This is a genomic window from Pseudomonas sp. FP1762 (assembly GCF_030687105.1).
Lineage (GTDB): Bacteria > Pseudomonadota > Gammaproteobacteria > Pseudomonadales > Pseudomonadaceae > Aquipseudomonas > Aquipseudomonas siliginis.
The window spans coordinates 4,071,127-4,089,536 of record NZ_CP117458.1 but is presented as its reverse complement, the minus strand read 5'-3'; the positions used below and the strand labels follow the sequence as shown (position 1 = coordinate 4,089,536).

Sequence of the window (18,410 nt, the reverse complement as noted above, 5' to 3'; positions counted from 1 at the left end):
CTGGCTTGCCAGCGATGGCGTCGGTGAATTCAACACAAATCACCAGTACATGACTGTACATTTCCATCCTTGACGATCACCAACCGGCAGCTCAGTCTGCCGGTTCTGTTTTTTCTCGCGGAGGTGGTCGATGCCCTTTTTCACGGTTGACGGACAAGCACTGCACTACATTGATCAAGGCACCGGCCCCGCCGTGTTGCTGGCCGGCAGTTACCTTTGGGACCAAGCGATGTGGGCGCCGCAGATCGCCGCGCTGACCCCGCATTATCGCGTCATCGCCCTGGATCTGTGGGGCCATGGCGATTCCGGCAAGTTACCTGAAGGCACCACATCGCTGGACGACATCGCCCGACAGGCGCAGGCCTTGCTCGATCACCTGGACATCGACCGCGTCACCCTCGTCGGGCTTTCGGTCGGCGGCATGTGGGGCACGCGCCTGGCACTGTCCGCACCGCAACGTCTCAACGGTCTGGTGCTGATGGACACCTACGTCGGTGTCGAGCCGGAACCGACGCGCCAGTATTACTTCTCGTTGTTCAAGCAGATCGAAGACAGCGGCACCATCTCCGAACAATTGCTCGACGTCGTTGTGCCAATCTTCTTCCGCCCGGGCATCGACCCGCAGTCGGCGCTGTATCAGGACTTTCGCGCGAAATTGAAGGGCTATTCGCCCGAGCGTCTGCGCGAAAGCATCGTGCCGATGGGGCGCATCACGTTTGGCCGCAACGACCTGTTGCCACGGCTGGGCGAGCTGAACCCGGCGACGACGCTGGTGCTGTGCGGTGACCAGGACAAACCCCGGCCACCCTCGGAAGCCCGGGAAATGGCTGAATTGATTGGTTGCCCGTGCGTGCTGGTACCGGAGGCGGGGCATATCTCAAATCTGGAGAATCCCGGGTTTGTCACTGAGGCGCTGCTGGCGTTTCTGGCCGAGCGCAACCGCTAGACCGAGTGAGCTTCATTCGCGAGCAGGCTCACTCCCACAGTTAATCGCATTCTGGCTGAGGGAATGCAGTCAACTGTGGGAGCGAGCCTGCTCGCGAAAGAGCCGGTCCAAGCAATGAAAAAACTACTTAGGCCCGAGAATCTTCACCAACTTGTCCGGCGAAGGCGCGCCTTGCTGTTGTTGCAGTTCGCCTTTGTCATCCATGTAGAAAATCGCCGGGGTGGCTTGCAGTTCGAGGTCTTCCATCAATTGCATGTTCGCCGCGAGTTTGCTCTGCACGGCGACCGGAATGTCTTTGAGAGCCTTGAGCGCGCTGCCCTTGCCGGCCTTTTCGTGATCTTCCAGGGCCTTGGCCGGGTCTTTCGCCGCCAGCAGCGCGGCTGATTTGCCCGGGCTGTCTTCGCGGATGATGCCGACCATGATGTGGCGCAACTGCACTTTGCCGGCCTTGACCCATGGCCGCGCCTGTTCCCAGAACATGTTGCAGTAGGGGCAATTCGGATCGCTGAACAGGTACACCGTGCGCGGTGCATCCTTGTTGCCGTCCTGAATCCAGTTGCTCGCCTCGAACTTGGCCCAGACTTCCTTGGACATCGGCGCGTAGACCAGTTTCTGCAAAGGCTCGCTGCTCAGATCCTTGCCGTCGGCGTCGTACAGATTACCCACCACGACGTGTTTGCCGTCCGGGGTCAGGTACAGCGCCATGCCGCGATTCTGGTATTGCGCGGCGTACCCGCGCAGGCCATCGGGGGCGTCGAACTGGCCGACGATTTTCGCGCCCTTGGCTTCGATCTTTTTGATTGCGGCGGGCAGTTCTTCAGCAGCCTGTACCGACGGCAAGTGCAGCAGGGCAGTGCCCAGGGTCAGCGTCAGCAGGTGGCGGAGGCGGGGCATGGCAGTTTCCTTGCAGAGTTGGCCGGGGCAACGGCCTGATTCGGGCTTGAAGGTGAAGTGTCGAAGGTTTCCAGGGCGCGGGCGAGGCTGGCGTTCGACAGTTCACCGAGGTGACTGGTCAGCAAGCGACCGTCCGGGCTATAGAACAGCGTAGTCGGTAACGCCATGGAACCCACGGCCTGACCGAGACGGCCATTGCGGTCGAACAGCACGTTGTTCAGGCTCAGGCCCTGGGTTTCCAGGAACGTGGCCACGCTTTGCATGCTTTCGGCCTGATTGACGAACAAGAACGTCAGATCAGGGCGCTGTTGCTGGGCGTTTTCCAGCACCGGCATTTCTCGCCGGCACGGCGGGCACCAGGTCGCCCACAGGTTGATCACCAGCGGGCCGCCCTGATAGTCGCTGAGCTTGATCTTTTCCCCGGCGGCGTTGCGCAGGGCAATATCCGGCAGCCGGGTGCCCTGTTCGTAGATATTCAGCGACAGGGTGGCAAGCAGCCAGAACGCCACGCCACTGACCACGCCGAAGCCCAGCGGACGGCGCAAAGCGGGCCGGCGCCAGCCGCGATACAACGCCGCCAGCAGCAGCACGATCACTCCGGGCCAGGCGAGGAAACCGCCGTCGCGCAGATCGATGATCTGCCACGGGTCATTGCGATAGTGCGACCAGTACAGCGCGACAAACGCAATGCGCGCCGCGAGCATGCCCAGCAAGAACAGGCTGAACAGCGCTGACTCGGGGTTATCGCCGCCGCGCTTGGCCACTCGCCAGCCGACAAATGTCGCCAGCGCCAGAGCACTGATCAGCAGCAGGTGGTTGAGCGCGATGGCGAAGGTGCCGAGGGTGAACGTCAGCATCAGTTGGCATCTCGGGTGGCGGACCAGCGTTGCAGGAAGGTGTCGGCATCGACCTCGCCGGTGATGCGCTGGCTGCGGCGTTCTTCGCCGTCAGCGCCGATCCAGATGAACGTCGGCGGCCCCGGCACTTTATAGCGACTGAGCAGCTCGCGGCTGGCAGCGTTGTCGGCGGTCACATCCAGGCGCAGCAGGCGCACATCGCTCAGGGCCTGCATGACCTTGGCTTCACCGAACACCTTCTTCTCCATGACCTTGCACGACACGCACCAGTCGGCGTAGTAATCGAGCAGTACCCACTGGCCTTGAGCCTTGGCCGCATCGAGTTCGCGTTGCAGGGCGGCAGGTTCCTTGATCGTGGTGAAGGAATCGTGACCCGTCGGCGCCGCGCTGGCGACAGGGCCGGCGCTGTAGACCTGCAATGGCTGATACGGATCATCACTGCCGCCCGCCGCACCGATCACCAACAAGCTGCCCCACAAACCGAGCAACAGGGACAGCGCGCCAAACATCTGTGCGACGCGGCCAAAACCTTCGGATTGTTTCCAAGCGCTGTAAGCGGCGATCAACAGCAGAGCGCCGCACAGCCCCAGCCACAACGACGGGTCCAGTACCGGGCGCAGCATCAACAATGCAGTGGCAAGAAAGAGGAAGCCGAATATGCCCTTGAGCAGATTCATCCACGCGCCGGGTTTCGGCAGGAAACGGTTGCCCACAGTGACCAGCAGCAACAGCGGCACACCGATGCCGATGCCCAGTGCAAACAGAATCAGACCGCCGTGCAACGCGTTACCGCTCTGCGCGATGTACAGCAGCGCGCCGGCCAGTGGCGCGGTCATGCACGGCCCGACCAACAGACCGGACAATGCGCCCAGCACGCCGGCGCCGATCAGGCTGCCGCCGCTGCGGCTGCGCGACGCATGTTCAAGGCGATCACGCAGGGCCACCGGCAGTTGCAGTTCGAAGAAGCCGAACATCGGCAATGCCAGCACCACGAAAATGGCGGCAAATGCGCCGAGCAACCAAGGATTCTGCAACCACGCCTGCAGGTTTGCACCGAGCAGCGCAGCAATCACGCCCATCGCCGCATAGACCAGTGCCATGCAGATCACGTAGCTGCTGGCCAAGGCAAACCCGCGCCGTGGTGTGGCGCCACTGCCGACGATCATCCCCGCCAGAATCGGCAGCATCGGCAGCGAACACGGGGTAAACGCCAACAGCAGGCCGAGTCCGAAGAACACCAGCAGACTCCAGCCCAGCGCCCGTTGTTGCAGACTGCTGGCCAAAGCCTGATCCGGGGCTTCAGCGCCCGTTACTGCTGCGGCTTTGCCACCCAGATCGATCACCCTGGTTTGCGGTGGATAACACAGACCGGCATCGGCGCAGCCCTGATAACTGACTTTGATCTGACCGCTGGCCGCCGCCGGGATTTTCACTTCAAGCCCTTGGCGATAGACCGGCTGCTCGCCGAAGAACTCATCGCTGTGGGATTCGCCTTCAGGCAACACCGGCTGCTGATCGGCGGCCAGTCCATCGAATTTCAGGCGTTTCTGATACAGGTAGTAGCCGTCAGTGATCTGCCAGAACAGCTGGGTTTCGCCTGAATCCAGACGCTCGGAAGTCAACACGAACGCTTGGTCGACCGGCAAGAAGTCCGGTTTCGTATCGAAAGGATTGTTTCCAGCCTGGGCCAGGCCCGAGATCAGTAACGCAAACAAAACAAAAAAATGACGCATGGAGAAGCCTTGTCCCTGTGCAAGTGAGGTGCACAATGGGCAGCGGCGATTAACCGATGATTAACCGCCATGCCCTTGTCGCAGTGACGTTGGGCGCCATAATGTCAGCTTAATCGGCCAACTGCCTAATCCGCCTTTTTCCTGTGGGATTCACCATGCACGTACTGGTTTGCGAAGACGACGAGCTGATTGCCAGCGGCATCGTTGCCGGCCTCACCGCCCAGGGCCTGACCGTCGAGCACGTCAACACCGCGTCCAAGGCGCGGGCGATGCTCAAGGTCGCCGAATTCGACGTGATGGTTCTCGATCTCGGGTTGCCCGACGAAGATGGCCTAAAGTTGCTCCAGCAATTGCGGCAGAGCGGCCTGGAAATCCCGGTTCTCATCCTTACTGCCCGTGACTCGGTGACCGATCGTGTCGACGGTCTGCAGGCCGGCGCTGACGACTACCTGCTCAAGCCTTTCGACCTGCGCGAACTGTTCGCTCGCCTGCAAACGCTGTTGCGCCGCGTGGCCGGGCGCAGTGTCAATCTGATCGAGCATGGCGCGCTTACTTACGACCCGAGCAGCCGCGAAACCCGCCTCGCCGGGCAACCGGTGGACCTGTCGCGCCGCGAGCAGTCGCTGTTGCAGGCATTGCTGCACAATCGCGGCCGGGTGCTGTCCACCGAGCAACTGAAGGACAGCGTCTACGGCTTCAACGACGAACTGGAAAGCAACGCACTGAACGTGCATATCCATCATCTGCGCAGCAAGCTTGGCAAAGGCATCGTCGAAACCGTGCGTGGTCTGGGCTATCGCCTCGGGCCTGCCGATGGCGGAGAGCAAGGCAAGTGATGAGTCTGCGCCTGCGCCTGAGTCTGACGCTCGGCGCTGCCTTCGCGCTGATCTGGGCGCTGGCGGCGGCGTGGATGCTCAGCGATCTGCGCAATCAGATGATGTTCTCCCTCGACCAGCGTCTGGTCGCTTCGGCGCGCATGGTCGCCGGTTTGCTTGAGCAATTGCCGACGCTGCCGAGCAAAGGCGAGGGCACCCACTTCAGTGCTGAACAGCTGAACATTCCCGGCGGCATGGCCTGTCAGGTCAGCTCATTGCGCGGCGAGATTCTCGCGCGCAGCCACAACAACCCCGAGCAAGCGCTGGAAGCCGAGAAAATGGGCTTCCACGATCAAATGATCGACGGCGCCCCGTGGCGCAGTTTCACCCTGGCCCGGGGCGATGTGCGCATCACTACGGCGGATCGGCAGATCGAGCGCGAAGCCTTGAACATGTCGATTCTGCTCGCTGCTTCGGTGCCGGTCGGTGTGGCCTTGCTGGGCTGCCTGTGCCTGCTGTGGCTGGGCATCGGTCAGGGTCTTGCACCACTCAATCGTCTGCGCGAGGCGCTGATGCGGCGCAATGCCGATTCCCTTGAGCCATTGCAGCTGCAGGCGTTTCCCAGCGAATTGAAGCCGTTGCTGGAAACCCAGAATCAGTTGTTCCAGCGCATCGGCAAGACCATTGAGCGTGAGCGTCGCCTCACTGGTGACGCCGCGCATGAACTGCGCAGTCCGCTGACGGCGATCAAGACCCACCTGCAAGTCGCGCGCATGACCGACGGCAGCGCCCGCGATCAATCGCTGGCCCGCGCCGAGGAGGGCGCCGATCGCCTCCACCGCACCCTTGAACAGTTGCTGCTGCTGGCGCGGGTCGAAGGCAGCCTGTCGTTCGATGACGGCTCGCAATGCAGCGCCGAGCAAGTGGCCAGACTGGCGATCCAGGACGCCACCGGCGGCGAGCGGCTGCGGATCAAACTGCACGTGCCGGACGACTTGTCCGCCGCGCCGCTGCAAATGCCTGCCGTGCTGGCGATTGCTGCACTGCGCAACCTGCTCGACAACGCCTTGCGTCACACACCTGAAGATTGCGCGGTCGAGGTCCATCTGGAAAACATCGGCAATCGCGTGCGTTTTGTCGTGCGTGACCATGGCCCCGGCATTGCGCCAGATGATTTGCAGCATCTGACCCAACGCTTCTGGCGCAACGGGCAGAGCACCGGCTGCGGGCTGGGTCTGGCGATTGTCCAGGCGATTGTTCAGCGCTGTGACTGCGCCCTGCATTTCGACAGCCGCCCGGATGGCTTGCGGGTCGAACTGACCATGCCGTTGCAAACCCTCTGATCTCACCTTGGATCCCCTGTGGGAGCGAGCCTGCTCGCGAATGCGGAAGTCATTCAACATCGACGTTGACTGGCCTGACGCTTTCGCGAGCAGGCTCGCTCTCACAAAAGAACATGTTCTGCCACATCAAATGTAACTTCTCGGCGTTCGCTATCCGCCAGGGTTGGGGCTAAGGTCAACGCAGCTTTGACTCAATGGATTGAGGGAACTGCGCCATGAAAGCACCCATCTGCGTACGTTCGGCCACTCTGGCCGACACCGGCATCATCAACCGTATTGTCGAGCGCTCGATCCGTATCGGATGTGCACTCGATCACCGCAACCATCCACTTCTGGTCAGCGACTGGCTCAACCACTCCTCCGCCGATTTCATCAGTAGCCGGCTCGCCGACCCACACTTTTATCTCTGTATCGCTTCGTTCGAAGACAAACCGGTCGGTGTCGGCATGGCCCGGGTCAGTGGCGAAATCCTGCTGTGTTACGTCCAGCCTGAATCCTTTCGTCGCGGCGTCGGCCGGGCGCTGATGCACAATCTCGAGGGCTGGTTGCGCATTCGTGGTGTGCAGCATGTGCACCTCAACAGCACCCGCACCGCCGAGGCGTTCTATCGGCACCTGGGTTACCAACAGGCAGCGCCACCGGGCCTCTCCACCGGCTTGCAAACCGTGCCACTGCACAAACCTTTGTCCTCACTGCCGTGACAACTCGATCAAGGGTGTAAATCCGCACCGCGCTGAAGCGTTTCCAGAACAGGAAAACCTGCAAGTGCGCCCCGCGACCGGAACGCGCACCTGTCGGTGTGCTGTTTTGGTCACTATCCATAGCAAATTGAGGGGTCGAGAGATGTCAGTCGCCACCAGTCTTATCGAAGCGTCGTCGGCCCGGGTCGCCTCGGCGCCGGCAGAAACGTTATACGAATTCAACGAATCCCCGTTACTGGCGCGCCAGAGTCGTCAGGAGTCCAACGCGCGCAGCTATCCTCGGCGTATTCCGCTGGCGCTCAAGCGTGCCAAGGGCCTGTATGTCGAGGATGTCGAAGGGCGTACCTTCATCGACTGCCTGGCTGGGGCCGGCACGTTGGCGCTGGGGCATAACCATCCGGTGGTAATCGAGGCGATCCAGCAAGTGCTCGCCGATGAGTTGCCGCTGCACACCCTCGACCTGACCACGCCGGTCAAGGATCAATTCGTCCAGGATCTGTTCGGACTGCTGCCGACGGAGCTGGCGGCGCAGGCGAAAATCCAGTTCTGCGGCCCGACCGGCACCGACGCCGTGGAAGCAGCGCTGAAACTGGTGCGCACGGCCACTGGCCGCAGTACTGTGCTGTCATTTTCCGGCGGTTATCACGGCATGAGTCAGGGTGCGTTGAGCCTGATGGGCAGCCTGGGGCCGAAAAAACCACTGGGTGCCTTGCTCAGCAATGGCGTGCAGTTCATGCCGTTCCCCTACGACTACCGTTGCCCGTTCGGCCTCGGCGGCGCGGCGGGCGTCAACGCCAATCTGAGTTATCTGGAAAGCCTGCTCAACGATCCCGAGGCCGGGGTGCAATTGCCGGCGGCGGTGATCGTCGAAGCGGTGCAGGGCGAGGGCGGGGTGATTCCGGCCGATATCGAGTGGTTGCGTGGCTTGCGCCGAATTACCGAAAGGGCCGGGGTGGCGCTGATCGTTGATGAGATCCAGAGCGGGTTCGCCCGCACCGGCAAGATGTTTGCCTTTGAACATGCGGGCATCGTTCCGGATGTGGTGGTGTTGTCCAAAGCCATCGGTGGCAGCCTGCCCTTGGCGGTGGTGGTGTACCGCGACTGGCTCGACACCTGGCAACCGGGCGCCCACGCCGGCACGTTCCGTGGCAATCAGATGGCCATGGCCGCCGGTTCAGCGGTGATGCGTTATCTGGTAGAGCACAAGGTCTGTGAACACGCCGCTGCCATGGGGGAGCGGCTCAGCGAACATCTGCACATTCTGCAGCGCGACTTCCCGCAACTGGGCGATATCCGTGGGCGTGGCCTGATGCTCGGCGTCGAACTGGTCGACCCGAACGGCGCGCCCGATGCGCTCGGTCATCCGCCAGCATTTGCGCGTCTGGCGCCGTTGGTGCAACGCGAATGTCTCAAGCGCGGGCTGATTCTGGAACTCGGCGGCCGCCATGGCGCAGTGGTGCGCTTCCTGCCGCCGCTGGTGATCACTGCCGCGGAGATTGATCGGGTGGCCGAGATCTTTGGTCGCGCATTGGCCGCTGCCGCCGCCACGCTGTAAATTTTTCCGCGCGGCGAACGTTCTTTCTACATACCCCGGCTGCATCCGTTATGCAGCCGACCTTACAACGATGGAGAACCAGCATGACGTCAGTATTCGACCGCGAGGACATCCTCTTTCAGGTCGTGGTCAACCACGAAGAGCAATACTCGATCTGGCCCGATTACAAAGCTGTGCCGCAAGGCTGGCGCACCGTGGGCAAGAGCGGCCTGAAAAAGGAATGCCTGGCCTATATCGAAGAAGTCTGGACCGACATGCGCCCATTGAGCCTGCGCCAGAAGATGGATGCGCAAGTCGCGGCGCAATAAGCGACCGGGCATAAAAAACCCGCTGGACCAGTGAGGGTCAGCGGGTTTTTTCATGTCTGGAGAGTGACGTTGTGGGTGCGGGCCTCTTCGCGAGCAGGCTCGCTCCCACAGGGGATCGCATTTCAACTGTGGGAGCGAGCCTGCTCGCGAAGAACGATTACGCGGACTTACTGAAACTACGCTCCGCTCAACCCCTTGAGCAACAAATCCACATTCCCCTCCAGCTCCGCCAGCGGATCCGCCGCGTCGGTACTCAACACCACCAGACGGCTGCCGGATTCAGCAATCGCCGCTTTCACCGGCTCCGCTGGCTGGCGATGGTGCAGCACCACCGCCACGTCATTGTCCTTGAGCGTCGCTGTCAGCTTCTTTAATTCATCTGGCGTCCACTCGGCATCAGGCCGTGCGTCCTGTCCAGCCAGTTCAAGGTTGAGGCTGCCAATCAGATAGCCGAAGTGATCGCTCAAGCTCATCACACTCAGGTTGTCCGCCTCGGCCAGACGCGCTTCGGTGTCTGCGCTGAGTTTCAGCAGACGCTGTTTCAACGCCGCCAGGTTGGCTTCGATCGCAGGTTTGGCGCTCGGTGCCAGGCGCACCAGGTCCGCGGCCATCACATCGGCCATGCGCCCCATGTTGTTGCTCGCCAGCCATGGCTGACTGTTCAGGCCATCAACCTGCAGGCCCGGCTGTACGGCGATGCCGGGCAGGGCGCCGTCGACCGGGCGCGCAGCATCGACTTCGACGATACGGATGTTGCTGCGCCGCGCGATCGGGTACAGCGGATCATCGGCCCACAGCGAACGCAGACCGATTACCGCGTCCGCGTCGGTGGCCAGTTTGCTCAGCGCCGGAGCGCCACGGCCGGTGAAATACGCAGTCTGACGGCTACCCGGAAGGTTGGCCGGCGCCGCACGTTCAAGTTTGACGTCGGTACCCTTGAGCAATGCTTCGCCCAATCCATAGGTGATCGGTAACGAGGCCAGAACGCGCAACGGTTTCGCAGTTTCAGCCGCCATCAACGGAGTGCAGACCACGCCACACAGGGCCATGGCCAGAGTCAGGTTACGCAATGAAAAAGCCATTTATCCAAGGTTCCCTTTCAGGCTGGGGACGACGCCGCGCGCAATGGCGGCGAGGGCGAAAGCGATGCCGGCGACCAGAATGATCGCGGCGCCGGACGGGATCGGCAGATCGAATACGATCGGCGCAAGAATCCCGCACAGGGTGCTGACGGTAGCGATCAGCACCGAGCACCAGAAAAACCCTTTCAGCGACTGACTGAGCAAGCGCGCCGCTGCCGCCGGAATCACCAGCAAGGCACCGACCAGAATCGCGCCAATCACCTTCACTGCCGCGACGGTGATCAAGGTCACCAGGATCACGAACAGGTAATCCAGGGTCTTCACCGCTACGCCACGCACCGCCGCCAGTTGCGGATTGAAACTGGCGAGCATGATGCGGTTGTACAGCGGCAGGGCGAGGGCCATGACCAGCGAACCGACGATCGCCAGCACCGCCAGATCATTGCCGTTGACGGTCAACACCGAACCGAACAGCACGTTTTCCAGAATGTGCACGTTGATCTTGCCGGCGAGAATCAGCAGCAGGCTCGCGCCCAGTGCCAGTGACACCGAGAGAAACACGCCGATCAGCGTATCCGGTGCCAGCCCGGTGCGGTTGCGCAGGTAGTTGAGCAGGATGCCGAACAGCAGGCAGTAGCCGAACAGGCTGCCGTACGGGCCGGTGTAGGGTTCGCCGAGCAGGATGCCGATGGCGACACCGGTCAACGCGGCATGGCCGACTGCTTCGGAAAAGAACGCGAAGCGCTTGACCACCACCAGCGTGCCGAGCCCGCCCAGCACCGGGCCGATCAGCAGGCCGGCGAGCAGGGCGTTGACGACAAAACCGTAGGCCAGCGCTTCCGGCAGATAACCGGAAGACGCCCAACCCTGGACCATCAAACGAAAGGCTTCGTAACTCATCAGACCGCGCTCCGTGGATGGGTGGAAAACAGCGTCAGCAGACGCTCCGGAGTCAGTGCCTGTTGCGGTGTGGCATCGAACAGCACGCGGCGGTTGAGACCGGTGACCCGATCGGCCAGCCGACCCACCGCTTCCAGATCATGCTCGATCCACAGCACGGTGATGCCCGCCGCGCGCCAGTCAGTGAGCAGACGTTCGAACACCTGGATCCCGGCCTCATCGAGGGCCGACATCGGCTCGTCGAGCACCAGCAATTGCGGTGCCGGGATCAAGCCCTGCGCGAGCAGTACCCGCTGCCGCTCACCACCGGACAGCGCGCCCATGCGCCGCTTGCGCTTGTCCTGCATGCCGACGCGCTCCAGTGCCTCGCCGATGGCACCGGCGTAGTGTTTGCTCAAACCGAGAAAGGCCGGACGGCGTTGACACATGGCGGCCATGAAATCGTCGACGGTCATCGGCAAGCCGCGATCGAACTCCAGCGCCTGCGGAACGTAACCAATGGTGCCGGGCTCGCCGTGCCAGTGCAGGCTGAGCCGGCCCTGATGCGGCATCTGCCCGAGCAGGGTCTTGATCAGCGAACTCTTGCCACCACCATTGGGGCCGACCAGCGCATGCACGCTGCCGGGCTGCACCTGGAAAGTGACCTTGTCGAGAATCGTCGTGCGCCCCAAGGTCAGGCTGATATCCGCAAACTCCAGCGCCGGCCCGGTTATCCCCTGTGGGAGCGAGCCTGCTCGCGAATGCGGTGTGTCATTCAACGAAGATGTTGCCTGATCCGGCGCCTTCGCGAGCAGGCTCGCTCCCACCGGGTTATTGGTGTTGTCAGGGATCAGGGTTTCTTTCGACGTCATGCCCCCGACTCCTGAATCGCCCGAACTACGGTGTTGAGGTTGCCGGTCATTTCCTTTTCGTACTTGTCGGCGGTGTATTCGCCGTAGGAAATGTGCGACAGCGGGTACAGCTTCACCCCGGATTCACGCTGGATGGTGTCGACGTAGCTGGATGGGAAATCCATCTCCGAGAAGATCACTTTGACGTCGAGTTCACGCAACTGGTCGATGGTCTTTTTCAGCTGACTCGGGCTTGGCTCGATGCCGTGGGCGGGCTCGACCACGGCCGTCACTTCCAGACCGAATTCACGCAACAGATAGTCGTAAGCCGCGTGCACCGTGGCCACGCGCAGTTCGGCGTTGGGTGCCTGGGTCAGTTTGGCCAAAGCGTCAGCGCGCATCTGCCGCAGGCGTTTGCCATAGGCACGCGCGTTCTGGGTGTAGGTCTTGGCGTTGTCCGGATCGATCTTGCCCAGCTCGCGGGCGATATTGTTGACCTGGGCGATGGAGGCGCTGATCGACAGGAACGTGTGCGGATTGACCACTTTGCCGGCGCCGCGCGCAGCGACACCGGTGGCCGCCAGCAATGGCACGTTCTCGTTGGCTTCGATGGTTTTGACGTTGGGTGTTTCGCTGGCGGCGATCATCCGGTCGGCGAAGTCGTCATGGCCGACGCCATTGAGCACGATCACGTCCAGCCCGCTGATGCGCTTGATGTCTTCGGCGCGCGGCTCGTAGGCGTGCGGATTGAACCCAGCAGGAATCAGCGGCACTACTTCGGCCTTGTCGCCGACGATGTTGGCGACGTAGCTGTAATACGGATGCAGAGTGATGCCGATACGCAGGCGTTTGCCTTGCTCGGCGCTGGCCAGTGGGCTCAACAGGCAGGCGCACAGGCCAAGCAGAAACAGGCGTAACAATGGACGGCGAGGAGATGAAATGGACATGGGCAAGCAGTCTTCTCTCGGATAAAGGCGAGGAATCAATGGCGATGTTCGCGGGTAACCCCGGCATCGAATTGCGCGACGATCTGTTTCCAGCCAGCGGCGGACAGCGCCGCGTCGGACAGATCCTCCGCAGGCGCGAGGTCGGCGCTGCGGTTCAGCCAGATGTCCGGCGCCGTGTTGGCGTCAGTGCCGACACGCATCAAAAACGAACCGGCGACATCAGGCGTCGCACTACGGCCGAAATAGGCACGATCGGCGAACATCTGCCATGCGTGACCGCCACGGCTGACCGAACTGGCATCCTGCGCGAACGGCGCGAAACCTTCGTCGGCCAGCACCTGTGGCGTCGGCAGGGCTTGTTGCTCTTCGCGCAGCAAGCGGATTTCGTCGAGGGTCACGCGCAGGTCGGCATAGATGCCTTGCTCAGCGGCGCTGAGATCGCGGCGGGCGTCGTACTGGTTGCTGGCGACCGGCTCCGGTTCATGGGAAACCCCGCGCCACGCCACCACCGAGCCGGCGACCGCGAGGATCAGCAGGCACAACAGCAGCACATTGAGGGTTTCATGACCGGCACCGGCCGGACGTACCACTTGCGTCGTCGGGGTGCTCATGGGGCTTCGATATCCGCCTGGTCGATTTCCACAACGTGGCCGGGGCCAGCGTCGAACAGCACATAGAACTCGCTGCCGGGCTTCTTGAACGTCAGGGTCGAGTCTTCTCCCAGTTTGCCCGGCACCAGAATGGTTTCGTCGTAGCCGATCACATCAAGGGTCACCCCCGGCGCGCCGCTGCCGTCGGAGAAACCGCCGGTGCATTTGATCTGTTCGGCATCGATGGCTTTGCATTCGCACATCGGGTTGTGCGCCAGGGCGCTGGCGCTGAAACCGGCGCTCAGCAGCAGCGCGGCGCTGGCGAGCAAACGGGTATGAAGGGGTGAGCGAGTCATGGTTTGGCTCCTTGTTTGTTCAGCCACGCAACCGTGGCAGGGGAGGCTTGGCTCAGGGGAATCGCGGCTTGGTGCATGCTGCCGTCCCAGCCTTCCATGGTGATCCACAGCTCGGCGTCAGGTTTGGTCTTTGCCGGGATCGGCATCTGCGTGCCCATGCGGTAAGGGGTGCCGAAGAAGATCGTGCCGGCGGCACGCAGGCTGCGCGGCTTGCCGATGCGCAGGTAAGTGGCCTTGACCTGTTCGACGCAGGTATCACAAACGGCGGCAGTGAAATCCTTCATATAGCCGGCCGGGCCGCTCAGGTGCGGCGCCTCTTCGCGTAACTCGGCCAGACGCAGGCTCCACGGGCCGACCTGAACCGTGCCTATTTCACGCTGGCCCAGGCCGCTGTCGCCGCGAAACAGCGAAGCATCGGCAAAGTATTTCGGCATGAAGCCCAGCGGGATCAGCAACAGCAGAACATTGATATGGAAGCGCCACTTGTGCCAGAAACGCGACAGGCGCGACGGCGGTGTGACCGAGATGGCTTTGTTCACAGGCTCGCCTCCGAAGTTTCACGGCGCAGCGCCGGTTGGGCGGTGACGCGGTTTTTCTTGTCCTCGCGTTTCAGCGCATTGGCGGTGGCCAACGCGGTGCGCTTGGTCCAGATCAGCAGACCGCTGAGGATCATCATGCTCAGCAACAGACCGAAGAAGAACCAGATCAACTTGATCCAGATTCCACCGAAGTCACCGGTGTGCAGCGGGCGCATGGATTCGGTGACGAATTCCAGCGAGGACCGATCGGACAGCAACCGTGAGGAAGCCATTTCGCCGTTGTACGGGTTGAGAGTCGCGGTCTGATACATCAGCGGATACCAGCCACGGCCGCTGACGCTCATGTGCGAGTAGGCATTGCCCGGCAGGTTGACGTAACTGGCCTCCAGCCCCGGAATCTTCTGCTGGGCGATTTCTATTGCGCGATCCAGGCTGATGCGCGGCGGCGGGGTGCCGGCTGCCGAGATCGGCACACTTTCGCGGGACATCGCCGGAATGATCGGCTCGCTGGAAATGGAAATCTGGTTATCGAACAGGATCGCTTTGATCAGGAACCAGATGCCGGTGATGGAAATCACCGCGATGAACCAGATCGACCAGATGCCGCACAGGCGATGGAAGTCGCCCCAGAAGATCCGCGCACCATGGCGTACACGCAGGGTCGGGCGCAAAAAACCTTTCCAGAAGCGCTTGTAGACCACCAGCCCGGTAATCAGCGACACCAGCATCGGCACGCCGAGCAATGACACCAGATACCAGCCCCAGCTGTAGCCGTTGGTGAACGGCACCAGCCACCAGCCGTGCAGGGCGCGGGTGAACGCCTTGAAATCGAAGGCCGGCGCGGTGCCCTGAATGACCCCCGTGTACGGATTGACATAGACCGTCAACGAGCGCCCGTCGGGGTAGCTGACTTCGACGTCGAGGGCAAAGTGCGACTCGTCCGGACGATTGATGCTCTGCACCAGGGTTTGCGGCTCGGCCTGTTTGATCGCGGCGAGGATCTGGTCGTAGCTCAGTCGCGGCGCGTCGTCCGACGGCTGACTGGCGCGCATTTGCGGGTTGGCCAGCCAGACAATCTCCTGGCTGACCACCGCCAGCGTGCCGGTGACACAGACGATCAGCACAAAGAACCAGATCGGCAACGCCAGCCAGCTATGCACCAGGAACCACAGTTTGGAACGGGATTTCTTCGACATGATTGCGCGTCTTGATTGCGGTGGAAGGGGCCGGGCTACGGGCTTCGCAGCACGGAACTCCCCCGGGAGACCGTTCGTGGCTTTTGCCTACGCGAACGGCCTGCATTCCTATAAGACGGATGAGCGAAGAAAATCCCGAAAGCGGATATGAAAGTAAATGTTTCGCAATTACATCGGCAGTGTATTTCTGCCGGTTGATCCGAGGTAAAAAACCCTCAACCTTGGTTAAACATCTCCATCGCCCGCTGGCGAATCTGCTCTTCGCTCAGATCCTCTTTGTGCGTGGCGAGAAACCACAGATGGCCGAACGGATCTATGAGCGTGCCGCTGCGATCACCATAAAACTGGTCTTTGACCTCGGAGACGCTTTGCGCCCCGGCATCCAGCGCTTGTTGAAAGGACTGGTCGACATCGGTGACATACAGGTGCAAGCCGATCGACACCGCCTGCTGCGGATTGCTCAACGGCCCCTGATCACAAGGGGTGCCAAGCATGATCGCGCTGTCGCCGATGCGCAGTTCGGCGTGGCCGATATTGCCGTCGGGCATGGTCAGGCGCATGACTTCGGTGGCGTTGAAGGCTTTTTTGTAGAACTCGATGGCCTCGGCAGCCTGTTGGATGCCGAGATACGGGGTAATGCTGTGATACCCCTCGGGAATGGGTTTGACGCTCATGACGTTCTCCCTGTTTTTGTTTTCAACAGATGTGGTTACACCGGACTTACCCGGAGCAATCACTATAGAACCGTCCTTACTGCACAGATTTTCCGCCGACGAGCAGCAATCATCATTCATCGCGAAAGTGCGGGCCTGGGCCTCGGTCACCGAGCATGTCGCCTTTATTGCGTAACGGACACGCTTCCATGGATAGACAGCCGCAGCCGATGCACCCGGTGAGCTGATCGCGCATCAGCGTCAATTGCCTGATTCGTTCGTCGAGCTCGCGCTGCCATTGTTCAGACAGCATTTTCCAGTCCGCCGCCGATGGCGCGCGATCCTGCGGCAGGATCTTCAGCGCTTCGCCGATTTCCGCCAGCGGTATTCCCAGCCGTTGCGCGACTTTGATCAACGCCACCCGGCGCAGGACGGCGCGCGGATAGCGGCGCTGATTGCCGGCATTGCGCTCACTCTTGATCAAACCTTTGGCTTCATAAAAGTGCAGCGCCGTGACCGCGACGCCACTGCGCGCCGAGACCTCCCCAACGGTGAGAGGCTTGTGCACCTGGTCTTTGCTGATCATGCTGAAAATACCCTTGACCTTGACTTAACTAGAGGTTTTACCCTGCAGCTCTTCGGGTCGCAAGGCTCGCTTCAAGATGAGTGGGGGCTTTCCATGAGCAATCGCAGCTTTACCCAATTGATCGAATTCGAAATCGAACCCCGCCAGCAAGCGGCGCTGGTCTCGGCACTGGCGACGCAGACCGAGGGTCTGGCTCTGCGTTACGACGGATTTCTCAGCGCCAGCGTGCAAGCCAGCGACGACGGCCGCCGAGTGTTGAGCTTTTTGCAGTGGCAAAGTCGCGAAGCGGGGGAGGCGGCATTTCGCAGTTTCGAACGCGGCGAAGAGGATTTCTGGCAGTTGATCCGTACGCATCGGGCGAAAACCGTGACCTTCAACTCGTTCCAGGTGCACAGCAGCATTGCCCGCAGCCACGACGACGCGCTGCACTGCCGTCTGCCGGTCAGCCAGTATTAGTGCCAACCTGATAGCCACTATTGAGAGCGTTGATTTCTGCGCGAGCGTGCCCGGGCGTAGCCTTTCTCCATCGACCCCACATTGCTCGCCAGGACGCTCCCATGAACCGTTTACTGACTGTTTCGCTGATGCTCGCTGTTTCCGTACTCGCCGGTTGTGCTGGCCATGTTTCGCCAGAGCTGCGTCCTTACACCGCTGAAGAATCCCGCGAGCTGGCGCTGGAGGCCCTGAACCGCAGCGGCTTGTCGTTCGACGAATACCACGCCAAAAAAGCCCAATTGCTCGGCCAGCCGCAGAAGACTTTCGGCTTCGATCAGCAGGGTGAGATGAGCGCCGAACGTGCCATACAGCTGCACGGCCGTCCAAGCTGACAGCAAACTGTACTGCTTGAAGTTTTCCCTAACTGTCCGTGGGTTTGCCGGGCCGTGTGGGATAGGGTCAACAGCTGAATGACCCTGGATGGACTGCCTCGATGAACCTCTCGCTTGATCTGCTGTTGGCCTTTGCCCTGTTTGCGCTTGTCACCTCGATCACACCGGGGCCGAACAACACCATGTTGCTGGCGTCCGGAGTGAATTTCGGTTTCAACCGCACCATTCCACACATGCTCGGCATCAGCTGCGGCTTCTTCCTGTTGGTGGTAGCGGTAGGCTTCGGCCTTGGCGCGGTGTTTCAGGCCTACCCGATTCTGTATACGGTGCTGCGTTATGTCGGCGCGGCGTATTTGTTGTATCTGGCGTGGAAAATCGCCCACTCCGGCCCGGTCGGCGACAGTGCCCACGGCGAGGCGAAACCGATCAGCTATCTGGGCGCCGCAGCGTTCCAGTGGGTCAATCCCAAAGCGTGGATCATGGCAATCGGTGCCATCAGCACGTACACGCCGATGCAGGGTTATTTCTATAACGTCGTGATCATCGCGGCGGTGTTCGCCATCATCAATCTGCCCAGTGTCGGCCTGTGGGCGGCGTGCGGCACGCTGTTGCGCAATGTGCTGAAAGATCCGCGCTGGTTGCGCGTGTTCAATTGGGGCATGGCAGCGCTGTTGGTGATCTCGCTGTATCCGTTACTTCTGGAAAGCTTTCACTGACGCATTGCTTCAATCGCCGGCCCGATGCCTGTTAAG

Annotated in this window: 22 protein-coding genes; 9 read left to right on the top strand and 13 right to left on the bottom strand. The window is 61.4% G+C overall.

The window, feature by feature from the left end:
* Positions 1 to 130 precede the first annotated feature (130 nt).
* A complete protein-coding gene (locus PSH90_RS18140; protein WP_305381207.1) occupies positions 131 to 946 on the top strand; it encodes an alpha/beta fold hydrolase in 816 nt (271 codons plus the stop codon).
* Positions 947 to 1,069: 123 nt separating this feature from the next.
* Here the strand turns inward: PSH90_RS18140 and dsbG are convergent, their stop codons facing one another.
* Genes dsbG through dsbD form a run of 3 tightly spaced genes read right to left on the bottom strand, consistent with a single transcriptional unit; the run spans position 1,070 to position 4,430 of the window.
* On the bottom strand, positions 1,070 to 1,840 hold the full coding sequence (gene dsbG, locus PSH90_RS18135) for a thiol:disulfide interchange protein DsbG (RefSeq protein ID WP_252868026.1): 771 nt from the start codon (positions 1,838 to 1,840) through the stop codon (positions 1,070 to 1,072).
* Positions 1,816 to 2,697: a TlpA disulfide reductase family protein gene (locus PSH90_RS18130; RefSeq protein ID WP_110646813.1), complete on the bottom strand. Its 882-nt coding sequence runs from the start codon at positions 2,695 to 2,697 to the stop codon at positions 1,816 to 1,818. Before PSH90_RS18130 ends, dsbG begins: the two co-directional genes overlap by 25 nt.
* Positions 2,697 to 4,430, bottom strand: a complete 1,734-nt coding sequence (dsbD, locus tag PSH90_RS18125) for a protein-disulfide reductase DsbD (protein WP_305381206.1) — start codon at positions 4,428 to 4,430, stop codon at positions 2,697 to 2,699. Before dsbD ends, PSH90_RS18130 begins: the two co-directional genes overlap by 1 nt.
* Positions 4,431 to 4,585: 155 nt before the next feature.
* Between dsbD and PSH90_RS18120 the strand changes: the two genes are divergently transcribed.
* From PSH90_RS18120 to PSH90_RS18100, 5 genes are all read left to right on the top strand, one after another.
* Entirely contained in the window at positions 4,586 to 5,266 is a 681-nt protein-coding gene (locus PSH90_RS18120) for a response regulator (RefSeq protein WP_042607836.1), read from the top strand.
* Positions 5,266 to 6,588 (top strand): ATP-binding protein, encoded by a 1,323-nt coding sequence (locus PSH90_RS18115; RefSeq protein ID WP_038860405.1) that lies wholly within the window; start codon positions 5,266 to 5,268, stop codon positions 6,586 to 6,588. The genes PSH90_RS18120 and PSH90_RS18115 overlap by 1 nt, the downstream gene beginning before the upstream one ends.
* A gap of 215 nt (positions 6,589 to 6,803) precedes the next feature.
* On the top strand, positions 6,804 to 7,289 hold the full coding sequence (locus PSH90_RS18110) for a GNAT family N-acetyltransferase (RefSeq protein WP_305381205.1): 486 nt from the start codon (positions 6,804 to 6,806) through the stop codon (positions 7,287 to 7,289).
* A gap of 142 nt (positions 7,290 to 7,431) precedes the next feature.
* Complete coding sequence (locus tag PSH90_RS18105) at positions 7,432 to 8,844, top strand: aspartate aminotransferase family protein (RefSeq protein ID WP_305381204.1); 1,413 nt, start codon at positions 7,432 to 7,434, stop codon at positions 8,842 to 8,844.
* Positions 8,845 to 8,927: 83 nt separating this feature from the next.
* Positions 8,928 to 9,152: an MbtH family protein gene (locus PSH90_RS18100; RefSeq protein ID WP_016770808.1), complete on the top strand. Its 225-nt coding sequence runs from the start codon at positions 8,928 to 8,930 to the stop codon at positions 9,150 to 9,152.
* Positions 9,153 to 9,328: 176 nt separating this feature from the next.
* Here the strand turns inward: PSH90_RS18100 and PSH90_RS18095 are convergent, their stop codons facing one another.
* The 10 genes from PSH90_RS18095 to soxR all read right to left on the bottom strand — a co-directional run bounded on the left by PSH90_RS18095 (position 9,329) and on the right by soxR (position 16,831).
* Positions 9,329 to 10,234, bottom strand: a complete 906-nt coding sequence (locus tag PSH90_RS18095; RefSeq protein ID WP_305381202.1) for a metal ABC transporter solute-binding protein, Zn/Mn family — start codon at positions 10,232 to 10,234, stop codon at positions 9,329 to 9,331.
* Positions 10,235 to 11,134, bottom strand: coding sequence for a metal ABC transporter permease (locus tag PSH90_RS18090; protein WP_007917717.1), 900 nt, complete (start codon positions 11,132 to 11,134; stop codon positions 10,235 to 10,237).
* Positions 11,134 to 11,985 (bottom strand): metal ABC transporter ATP-binding protein, encoded by an 852-nt coding sequence (locus tag PSH90_RS18085; RefSeq protein WP_056788577.1) that lies wholly within the window; start codon positions 11,983 to 11,985, stop codon positions 11,134 to 11,136. Before PSH90_RS18085 ends, PSH90_RS18090 begins: the two co-directional genes overlap by 1 nt.
* Positions 11,982 to 12,911 (bottom strand): metal ABC transporter substrate-binding protein, encoded by a 930-nt coding sequence (locus PSH90_RS18080; RefSeq protein WP_056788579.1) that lies wholly within the window; start codon positions 12,909 to 12,911, stop codon positions 11,982 to 11,984. The genes PSH90_RS18085 and PSH90_RS18080 overlap by 4 nt, the downstream gene beginning before the upstream one ends.
* A 35-nt stretch (positions 12,912 to 12,946) precedes the next feature.
* The gene (locus PSH90_RS18075; protein ID WP_305381201.1) at positions 12,947 to 13,522 is read right to left on the bottom strand and encodes a DUF6162 family protein; all 576 of its coding nucleotides are present in this window, start codon (positions 13,520 to 13,522) and stop codon (positions 12,947 to 12,949) included.
* Positions 13,519 to 13,857 carry a hypothetical protein gene (locus PSH90_RS18070; RefSeq protein WP_064361226.1) on the bottom strand — a complete coding sequence of 113 codons (339 nt, stop codon included), beginning with the start codon at positions 13,855 to 13,857 and terminating at the stop codon, positions 13,519 to 13,521. Before PSH90_RS18070 ends, PSH90_RS18075 begins: the two co-directional genes overlap by 4 nt.
* Positions 13,854 to 14,396, bottom strand: a complete 543-nt coding sequence (locus PSH90_RS18065; protein WP_064361579.1) for a hypothetical protein — start codon at positions 14,394 to 14,396, stop codon at positions 13,854 to 13,856. Before PSH90_RS18065 ends, PSH90_RS18070 begins: the two co-directional genes overlap by 4 nt.
* A complete protein-coding gene (locus PSH90_RS18060) occupies positions 14,393 to 15,592 on the bottom strand; it encodes a PepSY domain-containing protein (RefSeq protein WP_041478473.1) in 1,200 nt (399 codons plus the stop codon). The genes PSH90_RS18065 and PSH90_RS18060 overlap by 4 nt, the downstream gene beginning before the upstream one ends.
* 215 nt (positions 15,593 to 15,807) lie before the next feature.
* Entirely contained in the window at positions 15,808 to 16,266 is a 459-nt protein-coding gene (locus PSH90_RS18055; RefSeq protein ID WP_256809679.1) for a VOC family protein, read from the bottom strand.
* A gap of 112 nt (positions 16,267 to 16,378) precedes the next feature.
* Entirely contained in the window at positions 16,379 to 16,831 is a 453-nt protein-coding gene (soxR, locus tag PSH90_RS18050; protein ID WP_150638863.1) for a redox-sensitive transcriptional activator SoxR, read from the bottom strand.
* Positions 16,832 to 16,924: 93 nt separating this feature from the next.
* Between soxR and PSH90_RS18045 the strand changes: the two genes are divergently transcribed.
* From PSH90_RS18045 to PSH90_RS18035, 3 genes are all read left to right on the top strand, one after another.
* A complete protein-coding gene (locus PSH90_RS18045) occupies positions 16,925 to 17,287 on the top strand; it encodes an antibiotic biosynthesis monooxygenase (RefSeq protein WP_041478476.1) in 363 nt (120 codons plus the stop codon).
* 101 nt (positions 17,288 to 17,388) lie between these two features.
* On the top strand, positions 17,389 to 17,658 hold the full coding sequence (locus PSH90_RS18040; protein WP_016770723.1) for a hypothetical protein: 270 nt from the start codon (positions 17,389 to 17,391) through the stop codon (positions 17,656 to 17,658).
* A gap of 101 nt (positions 17,659 to 17,759) precedes the next feature.
* Complete coding sequence (locus tag PSH90_RS18035; RefSeq protein ID WP_076563682.1) at positions 17,760 to 18,374, top strand: LysE family translocator; 615 nt, start codon at positions 17,760 to 17,762, stop codon at positions 18,372 to 18,374.
* Positions 18,375 to 18,410: the final 36 nt, after the last annotated feature.